The sequence below is a fragment of the Chryseobacterium sp. WG14 genome, from assembly GCF_024586945.1.
Taxonomy (GTDB): Bacteria; Bacteroidota; Bacteroidia; order Flavobacteriales; family Weeksellaceae; genus Chryseobacterium.
The window spans coordinates 404665-420101 of record NZ_JALCZD010000002.1; the positions used below are offsets into that span (position 1 = coordinate 404665).

The 15437-nt window shown below is 33.0% G+C and carries 18 protein-coding genes and 1 tRNA gene; 9 read left to right on the forward strand and 10 right to left on the reverse strand.

Going from position 1 to position 15437, the window contains the following annotated elements; translation table 11 throughout:
- The first annotated feature begins 204 nt into the window (after positions 1-204).
- Positions 205-1626 carry a sugar MFS transporter gene (locus MP478_RS05045; protein WP_230037749.1) on the forward strand — a complete coding sequence of 474 codons (1422 nt, stop codon included), beginning with the start codon at positions 205-207 and terminating at the stop codon, positions 1624-1626.
- 859 nt (positions 1627-2485) lie between these two features.
- Here MP478_RS05045 and rpsO read toward each other — a convergent pair.
- Positions 2486-2755, reverse strand: coding sequence for a 30S ribosomal protein S15 (rpsO, locus tag MP478_RS05050; protein ID WP_034704056.1), 270 nt, complete (start codon positions 2753-2755; stop codon positions 2486-2488).
- A gap of 173 nt (positions 2756-2928) precedes the next feature.
- On the opposite strand from rpsO, the gene MP478_RS05055 reads away from it, so the two are divergent.
- From MP478_RS05055 to MP478_RS05080, 6 genes are all read left to right on the forward strand, one after another.
- Complete coding sequence (locus MP478_RS05055; protein WP_257199806.1) at positions 2929-3477, forward strand: pyruvate decarboxylase; 549 nt, start codon at positions 2929-2931, stop codon at positions 3475-3477.
- A gap of 270 nt (positions 3478-3747) precedes the next feature.
- Entirely contained in the window at positions 3748-3891 is a 144-nt protein-coding gene (locus tag MP478_RS05060) for a hypothetical protein (protein WP_230037753.1), read from the forward strand.
- Positions 3892-3918: 27 nt separating this feature from the next.
- Positions 3919-4062 carry a hypothetical protein gene (locus MP478_RS05065; protein ID WP_230037755.1) on the forward strand — a complete coding sequence of 48 codons (144 nt, stop codon included), beginning with the start codon at positions 3919-3921 and terminating at the stop codon, positions 4060-4062.
- Positions 4063-4419: 357 nt separating this feature from the next.
- On the forward strand, positions 4420-4584 hold the full coding sequence (locus MP478_RS05070; protein ID WP_257199807.1) for a hypothetical protein: 165 nt from the start codon (positions 4420-4422) through the stop codon (positions 4582-4584).
- 306 nt (positions 4585-4890) lie between these two features.
- Entirely contained in the window at positions 4891-6213 is a 1323-nt protein-coding gene (gene mgtE, locus MP478_RS05075; protein WP_257190428.1) for a magnesium transporter, read from the forward strand.
- Positions 6214-6239: 26 nt separating this feature from the next.
- On the forward strand, positions 6240-6977 hold the full coding sequence (locus tag MP478_RS05080) for an ABC transporter substrate-binding protein (protein ID WP_257199808.1): 738 nt from the start codon (positions 6240-6242) through the stop codon (positions 6975-6977).
- A gap of 596 nt (positions 6978-7573) precedes the next feature.
- Here MP478_RS05080 and MP478_RS05085 read toward each other — a convergent pair.
- Positions 7574-8023, reverse strand: coding sequence for a GAF domain-containing protein (locus MP478_RS05085; protein ID WP_230037763.1), 450 nt, complete (start codon positions 8021-8023; stop codon positions 7574-7576).
- A gap of 11 nt (positions 8024-8034) precedes the next feature.
- The gene (locus MP478_RS05090) at positions 8035-9462 is read right to left on the reverse strand and encodes a TonB-dependent receptor (protein ID WP_257199809.1); all 1428 of its coding nucleotides are present in this window, start codon (positions 9460-9462) and stop codon (positions 8035-8037) included.
- Between the two features lie 54 nt (positions 9463-9516).
- Here MP478_RS05090 and MP478_RS05095 point away from each other — a divergent pair, with 54 nt between their 5' ends.
- Positions 9517-10284, forward strand: coding sequence for an MBL fold metallo-hydrolase (locus MP478_RS05095; RefSeq protein ID WP_230037768.1), 768 nt, complete (start codon positions 9517-9519; stop codon positions 10282-10284).
- 67 nt (positions 10285-10351) lie between these two features.
- A tRNA-Leu gene (locus MP478_RS05100) sits at positions 10352-10433 on the forward strand.
- Positions 10434-10460: 27 nt separating this feature from the next.
- On the opposite strand, the gene MP478_RS05105 is transcribed toward MP478_RS05100, so the two are convergent.
- From MP478_RS05105 to MP478_RS05135, 7 genes are all read right to left on the reverse strand, one after another.
- Positions 10461-11222, reverse strand: a complete 762-nt coding sequence (locus MP478_RS05105) for a hypothetical protein (protein ID WP_257199810.1) — start codon at positions 11220-11222, stop codon at positions 10461-10463.
- Between the two features lie 82 nt (positions 11223-11304).
- A complete protein-coding gene (locus MP478_RS05110) occupies positions 11305-12558 on the reverse strand; it encodes a hypothetical protein (RefSeq protein WP_257199811.1) in 1254 nt (417 codons plus the stop codon).
- A gap of 20 nt (positions 12559-12578) precedes the next feature.
- Entirely contained in the window at positions 12579-12809 is a 231-nt protein-coding gene (locus tag MP478_RS05115) for a hypothetical protein (RefSeq protein ID WP_257199812.1), read from the reverse strand.
- 263 nt (positions 12810-13072) lie between these two features.
- Entirely contained in the window at positions 13073-13339 is a 267-nt protein-coding gene (locus MP478_RS05120) for a hypothetical protein (RefSeq protein WP_257199813.1), read from the reverse strand.
- A gap of 123 nt (positions 13340-13462) precedes the next feature.
- On the reverse strand, positions 13463-14410 hold the full coding sequence (locus MP478_RS05125; RefSeq protein ID WP_257199814.1) for a hypothetical protein: 948 nt from the start codon (positions 14408-14410) through the stop codon (positions 13463-13465).
- Complete coding sequence (locus MP478_RS05130; RefSeq protein ID WP_257199815.1) at positions 14407-15237, reverse strand: M48 family metallopeptidase; 831 nt, start codon at positions 15235-15237, stop codon at positions 14407-14409. The genes MP478_RS05125 and MP478_RS05130 overlap by 4 nt, the downstream gene beginning before the upstream one ends.
- Positions 15227-15412 carry a hypothetical protein gene (locus MP478_RS05135; protein ID WP_257199816.1) on the reverse strand — a complete coding sequence of 62 codons (186 nt, stop codon included), beginning with the start codon at positions 15410-15412 and terminating at the stop codon, positions 15227-15229. Before MP478_RS05135 ends, MP478_RS05130 begins: the two co-directional genes overlap by 11 nt.
- Between the last annotated feature and the right edge of the window lie 25 nt (positions 15413-15437).

Below are 15437 nucleotides of genomic sequence, written 5' to 3' on the forward strand. Positions count from 1 at the left end.
TGTCCCAAAAAAAGAAAATAGTATTTTTATCGTTCCAAAAGTATACATCTGATTATAAAAAATAGTAAAATCATTGCAGAAACATAGGCTGATCCCTATATTTGCCCTACTTCACAAAAATTAAAATGCTGTAGGCAAAAACAAGGAGCAATCCTTTCCGAAATGACAGAGCTTCAAAGCTCTTTCTATATTAAATAAATGTTTATGAATAATAAAGAAGTACAACTACAAAGCAGGAATTATACGGTTCCGTTGGTTACCATCACCCTGCTGTTTTTTATGTGGGGATTCATTACCTGTATGAATGACATCCTGATCCCCTATCTGAAACAACTTTTCAAACTTACCTTTTTCGAATCCATGCTGGTACAGTTCTGTTTCTTCGGAGCTTACTTTATCGGATCTCTGATTTATTTTCTGATTTCTATCTACAAAGGAGATCCCATTAATAAAGCAGGATATAAAAAAGGAATTCTATTCGGTATTTTCCTTGCAGCTTTCGGGTGTATATTATTTTATCCGGCGGCTACTTTTTCTTATTATCCTTTGTTTTTGGGGGCTTTATTCATCCTGGGATTAGGATTTACGGTATTACAGATCACGGCCAATGCGTATGTTTCTTTACTGGGTAGTGAAGAGTCGGCATCCAGCCGTCTGAATATGACCCAGGCATTCAATGCCTTCGGGACAACAATTGCTCCGGTTTTGGGAGGACACCTGATATTTGAATTTTTCTCTGCAGCGGATGGTTCGTTCAGTGCAGTGGCAACCAGAATTCCTTATCTGATCTTTGCAGGTATTCTTTTACTTGTTGCTTTACTTATTTCTAGAGTGAAATTACCTTCTTTCCAGACCCAGGAGGAAGAGATTGAAAAAGGACTGGGGGCTCTTCAGTTTAACCATTTGAAATTTGGAGTTTTTGCCATGTTCTGCTATGTAGGAGGTGAAGTGGCTGTAGGAAGTTTTATCATCAGCTTTTTGGAGCAGCCTCAGATTATGGGCTTTAATGAGATCATCAGTAAAAATTATCTCTCTCTTTATTGGGGAGGTGCCATGATTGGCCGTTTTCTTGGAGCTATTTCTTTAAACCAATCCTTAAGCCAGGGGAAAAAAGCAATTTATATGCTGGGGGCAGCAGGAGCTGTTTTCCTTGTTATTTTCAGTATTGTAGATCTTAGTTTTTCTCAGATCAGTTTTTTCCTTGTATTTATCGTACTTAATTTTATAGCTTTCTTTATTGGTAAATCAGCTCCGGCAAGAACACTGTCTATTTTTGCGGCCATCAACGTAATATTGCTTATTTCCGCCATGGTAAATCATGGTGAAATGGCTATGTACAGTATCTTAGGAATTGGTATTTTCAACTCAATTATGTTCTCCAATATCTATACACTGGCTATTTCCGGATTAGGAAAATATACCAGTCAGGGTTCATCTCTCGTTGTAATGGCCATCTTAGGAGGTGCTATTGTTCCTATTTTCCAGGGATATCTTGCAGATCAGTTTGGGGTGCAGCATTCATTTATTATTCCTGTATTCTGTTATCTGGTAATCCTCATTTTTGGTGCTTATTGTACTAAATTTTTAGGACATGTAGAAACAGCTGAAGCTAAATCCGGTCACTAAGAAATAATTGTTTTCAACTATAAAAGCGAAATATCTCAGGGTATTTCGCTTTATTTTTGGCTCAATTTCAACATGTAACGTTCTCCAGAAAAAGGACACCTACCTTATATATTTTATTTCCATGAAAATACAGTTAAAGCTAGAAAATATGGCATTTTTAGTATTAGGAATATTTGCTTTACCCGAACAGAATATTCATGGTGGAGGTTTATAGGATTATTTCTGGGTCTTTTGTGGTTAAAAGTTTAGTAAAATAATTAACATAATCTTTTTCATTCCGTAGGAATTTAAATGAAGTAAGAAAAAACTGTGGAGATTCCTGCAGAATAACAAACAGGCTGTTGAATAACTATTTAAATTAAGTTTTTGAGTGTAGTTTTAACCATCCCATCAAAAATTCTTTGATTTTTTGCCACCCCTCCATATCATGTTCTCATTGTATATTCCTCATAATATCCATTAAAATCGCAGATTTTGAAAAACTCTTAAGTGTACTCCTGTACATAAAGCTTGTCACTTAAAATAAACTAAAGTGTTCAAAAACTTTTGTGTCTTTTGTGGTTAAAAGTTTAGCAAAATAATAATTTAACGTTTGTCATTTCGGAGGAATCTAAATAACGCTAAAAAAAATAAGTTGTGAAGATTCCTCCGAAATGACAAACAGACTGCTGAACCGCTTTAGGATATTTACTACAAAAATAAAGGATTTTCAAAATTTTAAGTGTACTTAACAACAGTTTTCATTATAACTTAAACTAAGTGTTCAAAAAAATTTTGTGTCTTTTGTGATAGTTCGGAGATAAAAACAACAAAAAAGCAACCCCTTTCGAGATTGCTTTTATTTGTAAATCTTTACAGATTACTTTCTTAAACCTAGTTCAGCAATGATAGCTCTGTATCTTGTAATATCTTTTTTCTTAAGATAATCCAATAAGCTTTTTCTTTTACCTACCAATTTCACCAAAGATCTTTCCGTATTGAAGTCATGACGATTAGCCTTCAAATGCTGAGATAAGTGGTTAATTCTGAATGTAAAAAGAGCTACCTGTCCTTCAGCGCTTCCTGTGTCTTGTGCAGATTTTCCATGTTTTGCGAAAATTTCTGCTTTTTTTTCTGTTGTTAAGTACATTCCAATATTGTTTAATGATTATTATGTAACGGGTGCAAAAATACGACTATTTTTTGATTCTGCAAACATTATTGATTTCATAAATCAAATTTGATAGAAAAAAATGTTAAAAATTTCTTAATAAATTATATGGAATCCAACGAAAAGGCAGTAATTTTGCATTCGAATTACAAATGAGAAAAATTATACTTTTTACAACGGTTACTACTTTCTTGTTAATTGGCATTACTTCAGTACAGGCACAGAAAAATGCTGATGATAAAATAAAGAAAGTTCTTTACTTCAATCCTGAGGTAGAGCCTGATATTGATGAAATAAAAGAGCCTACCAATAATGCATTTTTCGATGTTGTTTCTGACAGTTTCAGCGGAAGAAGAAATAAAATGCTCAGAGCAGAGGTTCAGGTTCCTTTTGACAGTATCGATAAACAGACGATCATGGATTATTGCGTGAATAATGACGCAGATTTTGCCATTGTTTCTAAGGTAAGGTATTTCAAAGTGGGTATTGGAAAATATGTTTTCTCTAATCAGGTTGTGGTAAGCATGAAACTTTTTGCATCTGATGGAAATCTGGTGACGGAGAGTGATTATGATACCTACCGGAAAAACATGCGTCTGTTGGGATCTAGTGTAAATTCTGTAAAAATAGGAACGGAAGGTGCTATAAGAGATATTCTTAAGAAACTGAGAAAGCTGAAACCGACTGAAGCGGAGCTTTAATATAGCAGTAGAAATAAAATTCCTGTAAGCACATCATTGATTGCCTATTTCATACTGCTTACTTATCAAAATTTTTCCATTCTCCGATCTTTTCCCAGCATCAGGAGCAAATTTCAACAATATATGCAGACCCCTAATTTCAAGAGGGTCTTTTTTACGCATAAATTAAAAAAATCCAACAACACACTGGTTACCAGCAAAATATTTTCACCATTAGATGAATAATTTAAAAATTTTTACTATTTTAGTCTGACATAAAATCTAAATCATATGAAAAATTTAAAAAAACTTAGTAGAGAAGCCGCTAAGCAGATTAACGGCGGAGCTATCAGAAGATGCAGCAATACGGTACCTTGTACTGTGGGATGGTGTTGTGACGGTGTTTGTACTCCCATTATGTGTCCTATCGAATAATATTCAGCACATTAAAATCTAACCTGCATGAAAAATCTAAAAAAAATTAGCAGAGAAGCCGCCAAGAAGATTAACGGCGGATCCATTGAAAGATGCAGCGAACACAATCCATGTTCTGTAGGATCATGTTGTAACGGTATCTGCTCACCACACATCTGTATAGAGTTTTAAAAACATCATTTGAATCCCCATTCAATGAAATTGTTTTTCGGCACCTGTTTACGGGTGCCTTTTTATTTGCAAATGTAAAATATAAAACAAAATGCTGATTTTCAGCAAAATATTTTCACTAAACAATGAATAATTAGAAAAAAAATATTATTTTAGTTACACAATTAAACTAAATCATATGAAAAATTTAAAGAAACTCAGTAGAGAAGCTACAAAGCAAATCAAAGGTGGAGATCTAAAAAAATGTACAGAACACTCACAATGCATTTTTGGGATGTGTTGCAAAGGAGTTTGTATGGAACATATATGTTTTGAAGATTAAAAGTATCTTTCACTTTAATTATTAAATCAATAACCATGAAAACTTCAAATTTCAAAAAACTGAACAGACAGGAACAAAAAGAGATCAGTGGCAGTGGAATCATCAAAAAATGCAGCGAGAGCTTACAATGTGATCCGTTTCAATGTTGTATGGGTGGCGTTTGCCTGTTTTCGCCTACTCCGGAATGTGAACCAATTTGATTCAACAATATTGAAATTTAAAATTTAATTTTTTGAACATCTGCCCCGGCAGGTGTTTTTTTATGAAGCTCTATTTTAACAAGATTCAACACCTCTGTTTTAAATAAACAATCTTGATAATAATTATTTCAGGAAAAGTTATAATAATAAACGAGATACGAAAAAACTATTGTAAAAGGATATCTCCTGTCATGTTCTTTTTGTTCTCTTCTCATAGCTAAATTTTAATAAATCCTTAATTTTCCCAGTTTATGGCTCAGTCTTAAAAATTTGAATTATTTTTGCATATCCAAAAAAATTCACGTTTTGAACTCTAGATACCAACTTATTTTCAATCCCGCCGATATAGCCGAAACTCTCAGCGAACTTCCAGCTGACGAGAGGTTACTCGCGTTTTTGAAGGTTCCAAAGGAGTACAAAGCAGAGGTATTCTCCCATCTAGACCCTAATTTTCAAGAGGAAACCATCAGAAGTATTGGAAGTGATGAAGTTTCTGAAATCCTGAATGCGATGACTCCCGATGACAGGACTGCCCTTTTTGAGGACTTTCCGGATGAGCTTATCAAGTATTCTATCAATCACCTTAATCCGCAGGAAAGGAGAATTGCATTGAAGCTTCTGGGTTATAATTCTGATTCTATCGCCCGTCTGATGACCCCTTACTACATTCAAATCCGTAAGGAATGGACCGTAAAGCGATGTCTTCAGCAGATCAAAAAAGTGGGAAAAAAGGTAGAAACCATGAACTACCTGTATGTAGTGGATGAAAGAAACCGCCTGATAGATGACCTTGCTATCGGAACCCTCCTTCTTGCAGAAGAAGATACATTGGTTTCTGATATTACAGATAATCATTTTGTAGCCATTATGACAACTATTTCGAAGGAAGACGCAGTCACTTACTTCGAGAAGTATGACCGTGACGCTCTTCCCATCATTACGGAAGCCGGCGTATTGGTTGGCATTGTAACGATTGATGATATTCTTGACCAAATTGAGCAGCAAAATACCGAGGATATCCAGAAATTTGGAGGATTGGATGCATTAGATCTTCCCTACATCCAGACTTCATGGACAGAAATGATCAAAAAAAGAGCTACATGGCTGATTATTCTTTTCGTTTCAGAAATGTTAACAGCTTCAGCAATGGGATATTTTGATAAAGAAATTGAAAAGGCTGTTGTTCTTGCCTTATTTGTTCCGTTGATTATCTCCAGTGGTGGAAACTCCGGATCTCAGGCTGCTACCCTGATTATCCGTGCTATGGCACTTCAGGAAATCGGATTGAAAGACTGGTGGTATGTCATGAAAAAGGAAATTATTTCCGGGATTTGCCTGGGGCTTATTCTGGGGGTTATCGGTTTTGTAAGGATTATGCTTTGGCAGAAACTTGGACTTTTCAACTATGGTGAGTATTGGGCCTATGTAGGATTAAGTGTATCTGTCTCTCTAATCGCCATTGTATTATGGGGAACTTTATCCGGTTCTATGATTCCATTTGTCTTAAAAAAGTTAAACCTGGACCCTGCGACTTCCTCCGCTCCTTTTGTAGCAACATTGGTAGATGTTACGGGGCTTATCATTTATTTTACTGTAGCAGGACTTTTCTTAACCGGAAAACTTTTGTAATTTTAGGCATCATCTAACATGCCCATATGAAAATTGTTTCTCTCGTACCCTCTATTACGGAGGCTTTATTTGACTTAGGACTCACTGAAAATGAAATTATCGGAAGGACAAAATTCTGCATTCATCCTCAGGATAAAGTAAAAAACGTATCGATAATTGGTGGCACCAAAAACATCAATATTGATAAAATAAAAGCTTTGCAGCCAGATCTTATCCTTGCCAACAAGGAGGAAAATATCAAAGAACAGGTGGAAGCTTTAATGGTTGATTTCAAAGTAATCGTAACCAATGTTGAAACTATTGAAGACAATTACTACCTCCTGAAAAATCTTGGAAAAGTCCTGCATAAAGAAGAAAGAGCGCAGCTTTTTAATCTTAAGATCTACGACATCCTCAATCAGTCAAAGCTTGAAAATACTGTAAAAGCAGCTTATCTCATCTGGAAAAATCCATATATGACCGTTGGTTCTGATACTTTTATTCATAAAATTCTATCAGAAATAGGTTTTGAAAATATTTTCAAAGATAAAACCCGGTACCCTGAGATTACAGCCGAAGATCTTGCTGAAGCTGATGTCATTATGCTTTCTTCCGAGCCATTTCCGTTTAAAGAAAAGCATATTGAGGAATTAAAAATAATTTATCCGGATAAAAAGATAATGATTGTCGATGGCGAAGCATTTTCTTGGTATGGGACCCATATTGCAAAGTGCGAAAATTACTTTAAAGAGCTTCTGGCAGAGATACACCTGATGCAAATCTGATTTTTTTTACCACAAAAGCTTTTAAATACTTAAGTTATAAGCTTTACGTATAAGAAAGTAAACTTAAGTTTTTCAAAATCTGTGATTTTAATATCAGAAATTACAGTATCAATACATACCTTTTATCTTAAAGTTATTCAACAGTTTGTTTGTCATTCCGTAAGAATCTCTACAGCGTATTTTTCTTTACATCATTTAGATTCCTGTGGAATGACAAAGATTACGCTTTAACCACAAAGTAAAGATTTGATGTCACCAAAAGGCACAATTTTTTTTTAACATTTAAGTTTATTTTAAGTGACAAAATTTGCGTAGAGAAAAGTATACTCAATTATTTGTAAATATCTGATTTCAATATTATAATGGTAAACAATACAATGAGGGACGTAATATTTCCCCTCCTCCGGAGGGGTGGCGAAAATTCAAAGAATTTTTGACGGGGTGGTTAAAACTACACTCTTTTATCCTAAAGTTATTCAACAGCCTGTTTGCAATGATCAGGCTTACGAAATACTGTAGCTTCCAGCATTTTGACCACAAAAAAACTCCAACTATAAAAAGCTGGAGTCTGTATTTTAGTATGAATTGATTTTCAATTACAAAATCTTGGAAACTTCATGACAAAGCCACTCTAATAATTCGCGGTCTTCAGCAGTGAAAGGATCAATTGTATGGGAATCAATATCAATCTGACCAACGTTTTTTCCGTCTTTAAATATAGGAACGACAATTTCTGCTTTGGTATCGATTGAACAGCTTAAATAATTGCTTTCTTCCTGAACATCAGGAACTACAAATGTTTCATTGGAAAGTGCTACCTGACCGCAAATTCCTTTTCCATAAGGAATAATGGTATGATCTGTAGGAGCTCCCACATAAGGGCCTAAAATCAGCTCGTCTTTATCTCCATTTTTAAAATAGAACCCTGTCCAGTTAAAATAAGAGATTTCCTGATCCAACAGGTGACAAACTTTCTGAAGCTTTTCTTCTGTATTATGTTTAGGACTTTCAAGAATTGAGGAAAGTCTTTTCTTTAGTTCTGACATTTTATTTATTTTTAAGAGAATTGTTTTAAGGAAAGTTCTTCTTTATAACCAAACATTCCACGTTCTTTAATCATTTCTGCTACGCCTTCCGGAACCTGAGTTTCCCAACCTTTAACACAGCATGCTATTTTTCTTAATATTTCTCTCGAATAGATTTCCAAAAACTCAGGATTATAGTTGGTAATATCTACAATACGGTTGTTATGTTTGAAATATTTATAGAGTTCTTTAAGGTTTTCTTCAACTTTAAGGTTGGAAGAATCCAGCAGCTGATGGGTTTCAGGGTCTTTATATGGATACAGGTACACTCTCATTCCGTTTCGGAAAAACTTCCCGAACGCTTCAAGAATTCCTCCTGAAAGATTTTTATAGTATTTCTCATCAAACACCATTAATAAGTTATTTACCCCCATTGCTACACCAATATCTCCACTCGTATAGGATGCAAAATAATCAATAAGCCTGTAATATTCAGAGAAATTTGAGATAATAACAGTATATCCTAATTTACCAAGAATATCTACTCTATCCAGAAAATCCCTTTCATCAATATCTCCGTCTGCCCTAAGGTTTGAAATGGTAATCTCGATAAGTACTTCGGTTTCTTCATGGGTACAGATGGCGTCTTTGAAAAACATATCCATCCCATTCCTAAGCATATCTATATTCACTTTGGTAACCGGTCTGAAACTTCCTCTTACTGCAAAAATATTTTTCTTGTATAATACATCTGCCGGAAGCATATTGTTTCCCTGAGAATTGAAGATTACAGCATCAGTCATTCCGTTTTTCACTAACTGTAATGACATGAGCCTATTGTCTACATAGGCAAAAGCCGGCCCACTGAAGTCAATCATATCGATTTCCAGGTTGTCTTTTGCTACATCGTCGTATAGAGACTCTACCAATGTTCTTGGATTATCAAAGTAATTAAAAGCCCCGAAAATAAGGTTTACCCCAAGATTCCCTAAAGTTTCCTGCTGTAAGGTAGCATCATTTTCGTTAAATTTTACGTGAATAACAATTTCATTATAATCCTCATTTTCTTTGGTTTGAAAACGAATTCCGACCCAGCCATGGCCTTTTACTGTTTTGTCAAAATTAATGGTGGTTACGGTATTCGCGTAAGAGAAAAATTTTCTATCAGGATTATTATCACGTGAAATTCTTTCTTCAATTAATGCTACTTCATATCGAAGCATTTTTCGAAGTCTGTTTTGGGTAACGTACCTGTTTTTTACCTCTTTACCATAGATCGCATCACTAAATTCTTTGTCATAAGCGGACATTGCCTTAGCAATCGTACCGGAAGCTCCTCCTGCTCTAAAAAAGTGCCGAACAGTCTCCTGCCCTGCTCCAATTTCTGCGAAAGTACCATAAATAGTAGGATCTAGATTAATTGTTAATGCTTTTTGTTTAGGAGTTAGTTTCTGATACATTAGGACGTGAAATTTTTTGTAAATTTACCAAAATTAAACCAACCTCAAAACAAAATGAAGTTGAAATTTTTAGGAACCGGTACTTCCCAAGGTGTACCCGTTATAGGATGTACATGTGAAGTGTGTACTTCCAAAAATCCCAAAGACCAACGTTTTCGCTCTTCAGTAATGGTTACTACGGAGGAAAATAAAAAAATACTGATCGATTGCGGCCCGGATTTCAGGCAGCAAATGCTTATTAATCATGAGCATAACGTAGATATAGCACTGATTACCCATGAACATAATGATCATGTCATCGGGCTTGATGATATGCGTCCGTTGATTTTTAAAAGTGGAAAAGATGTTCCCCTTTATTGCTATCAGAGGGTGGCTCATGAAATAAGAAACCGTTTTCCTTATGCCTTTAGTGATGTAAGGTATCCGGGTGCTCCTGCTTTTGAGCTTCATGAGATTGAAAATAAGCCATTCCGGGTGCTGGATACGGAAATTACGCCTGTTGAGGTCATTCATTATAAAATTACAGTGTTTGGGTATAAGTTCAAAAACCTTGCGTACATTACGGATGCCGGTTTTATTTCAGACACGGAAAAGGAAAAACTGAAAAACTTAGATGTTTTGATTTTAAACTGTATCAGAAAATTTGATCCTCATCCTGCTCACTTTATCCTTCCGGATGTTATCAGGCTTTTTGAAGAGCTCAAACCTAAAAAATTATTTCTCACTCACATCAGCCACCACCTGGGACTGCATGATGTTGAAGATAAGCAGCTTCCACCCGGAATCCACCTTGCCTACGATGGTTTAGAGATTAATTTTTAAAAAAATATTCCAAAAAGCTTTTGAACATTAAAAAAAGTTTTTATATTTGCACACCGATTTAAAACAAGCCCAGTTGGCGGAATTGGTAGACGCGCTAGACTCAAACTCTAGTATCGAAAGATGTACCAGTTCGATTCTGGTACTGGGTACTAAAAGCCTCTGAAATCATTTGATTTTCAGAGGCTTTTGATTTTTAGGGTGGTCAAAAGGGTGGCTGTTTTTTTATTATTTAATTTATGAAGTATAATAGCATTCTTAAGATGCGTATAATCCTTTTGTTCATTATAGGAAAAAAGGATTTCTTGTTTTGATAATTTAGCTACAATATTATTTAAAAAACTTGGAGAATAATCTTTATAATATTTTACAAACTCCTCAATAGCCTCAAAAGATTGAAAATAATATTCTCTTGAATTTATATAAATTTTCCAAGAATTAAACCGATAGTACCTGCCACGCCCACCTTCTTTTATTATTGGCATTAAATTCTCATTAATAAGGAAATTAAATACATCAAACATCTTTACATCAAAAATATATTCAATTAAATCTGTTTTTATATACGTTAAATTACTGAATTTTGCTTGACAAGTTCTATGATTACCTCCACCAGTAAAATAAAGATCTCCATATTTTATATAATAGATTCCACTTCTAGTAAAATTTTCTGTTTCAGTAAAACTTAAAAAATTATTTACATTATAGTAATCACTAAAACGTTTCATGTTGTATAGTAGATCTATCCATTTTCTTCCTATATATGCCGCATGAGTTGTCCCAACTATTTTTTTAACCGGAACTAAGAAATCTTTAATTTCTTTTTCGGAATTATAGAATTTATAATTTTCAACCTCTTCAACTCTTTTTAAGTTTTCATAACACCAATCTTCTATTTGAAAATTCGGATTAAATTTTCTAACATTTTGCAAGCTTTCCATACTTAATATATAATTTATTGTTATTATAAAATAATTTTACATTTTGAAAGTAAAGTTTTTTCGACTTGAATCATTCCTTATCTTATTCAAAATTATAATCTGATATTTTATCTAAATAATTTACACCATTAAAACTTCTCATTCCCGGTCTTTCAAAAAAACTATATGAAATTTCTTCTTTTTCGTCTTCAATATTGTTTACTTCTACATCAGTATATACTGTGTGATATAACGGTTTAATTTTGATCAAAAGATTACCTAAATCTGTAAAATCTCGAGAAATCAATTTCCATTTTACAGTTATTTTTAAATTTTCTCCCACATTAGGACTGATAAAAAAATTGCCCGTAAAAAAATAATCTTCAGATACTAAAATTGGCTCTTTAGGTTTTATATAAAGGGCTTTGTTTGAATCACTATATTCTTTTACATTATTTATAAAATATGGCTCAAGCAATACATTTTTACTTTCAGCACCAACTTTTTCAAAATCCCCCTCGAAATCAAGCTCAATTTTAAAATCTTCAATGACAGATTGACCACAATTTTCAATACGTAGCTTTAACCAACAGTTTCTTCCCCAAACATATTTTTCACCTATTAATGGATTATTAAAGGTTAATTTTTTTTCAAAAGTATGACCTCTATTAATATTTAAAATGTTTTCAGTTTCACTTTCAGAAAGTTTCATGTCAGAGAAAACTTTTCTAAGTGTTGCGATGTATTTTTCTTCTTCTTCTAATTTTTGATCGTCCGTTTTTAACTTATAAATCCTTATATTTTTTTGAAATTTTGGATAGCACGTTATTTCATTTAACCCATTTTCAAATGTTATTGAGATTTGCTTTACTCGATGAAAATCTTCATTTTTAACATACCAATTATATACTTCTGGAAATTCAGATAATTTTCTTTCAAAAAACTCCCAGAAACAAATTTGAATAGAGAAAAGATCATTCTTTAAATTTTCTATACTCATCTTTCTAATATATTCTTCAATTTTCTGATCTTTAGGAAGTGATGTTGCAATAACTAGTTTACTTAAACTAGGTTTAAAACCTTTGGCTTTATCAATTTCTGCTTGAATATCTTTTATGGTGATTCTATTAGGAGAACCATCAATCAGATTTAACTTTTTATTTTTACATTGTATTCCATTGTAATTTAATCCATCATTTACTGGTCCATAAATGTCTACTCCATTTTGACCTTGAGAATTATCTGAATTAAATTCAATTTCATGAGGAATTTTCCATATTTCACCAAAAAGCTTAAGACATAAGGTTTCAAAATCTTGCCAATTTTTTGGAGGATGGATGTTTAGGGGCGATTTCATGCTTTATCTTATTTATATTATTAAAATGGTAGTGTTTTTCTCTTAAAAAAATTTCCTTGAATAAAATATTCAACTACTATTTGTCTATTTGTTTTATTTACTTCATAATATACCCCAAGGATATAGCCACAAACATTCGTGGGAAAGCCTGTATCCGACATTATAGTGACTTCATTGATAGGTTTTGTTAAGGCTCTTAATCTATCTTTATCTTTTAACTTTTCTGATAGAGAATGAGTATTTCTCTTCATTTCAATTGCTAATAAATTATCTTGATGTTGAAGAGTCCCTCTGCTATGTACAATTAGATCACAAGTAATATCCAGAGTCTTTAAATTATCATCAATAATCGTTTTAATAAATTTACTCTGGTTTAATTATTTACTTTTATCCTTTAATTTGTATCGTTATTTCAGGACTAGTCAAGCTTATTTTTCTTGTTGATAAAAATCAAAGTATCAGAAATAAGAATGGCGACAATATCAGTATTGTTGCCATTCTTTATTTTATTATTTTACTTCGGTCTGTCCGGCTTTGTGGGATCAATTGTTGGATCTTCTCCAACCGGCCCCGTCGTATCTTGTGGATTCAAAGAATTGTCATTTGAATTAACTGTACTTTGAATAGCTGCTGTATTATCCGGATTATTTATTTTTAAGGTCTGAGAGCTCGCTTTAACCGATTCTATCGCTTTTTTCCTCGCTTCCTCATCTCTATCGTTGTTACATGATAACACGACTGTAGTGATTGCCGCTGTTAAAATAATTAGTTTTTTATTCATAAGTCATTTTTTAATCCAAAACAAAAATAACCATTTATAAACCAGTTATACAATTTTTATGTCACATTCTCATGAATTGTGATGCGTTTTTGTGCCAGAAGGATTACACCTGTCCTCTCTTTTCTATTTTGATGATATGATGTTGGAAATATTGCCAGAGGTAAGCATCAGTTCTTTGAAATGAAATTTTTTATAGGAAATCTGCTTAATTTCATATCGGGTTTCTTTTCCCAATCCTGCCTGAAGGGAAGTTACTTTTTCGTCGTATCTATGATTATTGACGTCCATTCGAATGTCAGTATCAGTAATCAATCTGCTCTCCGAATTGGTATGTTTTGTATATTTAAAAATTCCTTTATTAGAAGAAATCAGTGTTTTTTCTATTTCCCGATCTCCTTCTCCAGATTCTTTTAAAACATAGCTTGGTACTCCTGCATTACTATACGAGAACTTTACATTCCATTTATCCAGATAATCACTTGCCTGGGTTCTGAAAGATTCCATATAAGCTTTTGTTATTTTGAAATCTTTATGCTTGTATTTTTCGTAGGATGAAATATATTTTAAATCTTCCAGCCCATATCCTGCTAAAAAATCTTCCAGGAAGTCAATCAGATCGGGGATGTTTAAATTATCGCCAACACTTTTCTGTACATATTTATAGTAAGAATCATTCAAGTAAAAGACATCCTTATCTCCGATTAAAACTGTCTTTTCATTATTATTGAATGTAATCTTAAGTTTTGTACTGTAGCTTCCATTTTTATAAGTCAACAAAAGACTATTCTGATTTTTTGCCAAAGCACATATATTGGGTACTTTCTTTTCTGATACCGGAGAATCATTAAAATCATAGAAAGCAATACTATCATTTTTAGGGCTGGAGATATAAATAAGGTTATCAGTACTTATTTTATCCTTTTTGTCAATTCTTTTATCATCAACGTATTCTCCCTTATCAATAGTTTTATTAATAATATGAGTAACGGTATAGGATTTTGGTGTCTGCGCAAAAGCGGTTACATGAAACGTCACCAGAATAAGTAATGTATGTATTAAATTTTTCATCATTTTGTTCTGTCCAGTACATACCTTGGAACTTTCTTCAAATCCTTCTTTTGAGACTTCATTAAAGAAAGATATATTTTATAATTTTCTATGGCTTTTCCTTTTTGTCCGATATTCCAATAGCTATTTGCAATATTGAGATAAGCTACTACCCGATCAGGATATTTTTGAATTATTTTCTGAAGCACATTAATCGATACTGTCGGGTTAATATTTTCGAGTTTAAAAGCTAAATCATTTATTTTAGTAATATTATTGGAGGAAATACTGAGATAATCCAACCAGCTTTTGTTTGCTACCCAGTCATAATAATTAAACTTCATCTTGGGAAGATCACTTGTATCTAACAAAACTGATGCATTATCGTCAGATTCTGTAGCAAAGTAGCTTTCTCTGTATTGATAAAGAATAAAATTATTGTTTGAAAACTGTAATGTAAAGTCTACAACAGAATACTTATCAGAAGCTAGAGGTGCGATAGATGTTGTGTATGAAAGCAGGTTATTTTCAAACTTTAGATCATCAATACTAGCATCAGATTTACCGCTGCATTCTTTGCAAGGGAAAATGTTCTCATTTTCATAGGTTGAAAGCTCTTTATTATTTTTATTCTTGAAAACGATGATAAGCTTTCTTTTAGTAAGGTCTTCTATCTGTTTTTTATTATCTGTTGTTATAATATATAAATCATCACGTGTTCCATCATTATTAAAATCATTATGCAGCTGAGCTACAATTTCATTCGATTTTAACAATGCTTCCACTTGAGAAGTTTGAGAATGACAGCTCAAACCTAAAAATAAAAATAGTAAAGGAATTTTATTGATCATCTTTAAATATTTTAACGGTTCTATCAAAAGCTTCTCTTCTGTTACTATATGATTTTGTTGCATAATTTACTTTTGCTGTTATTGAATTCACAACTTCATGAGTTGCTCCTTTTTTAGCTAATGTATGAACCTTCTTTAATAATGAATGTTTTAATGAGAAAATACCATAACTCATTACAATAGAGTAAATTATTAATTTA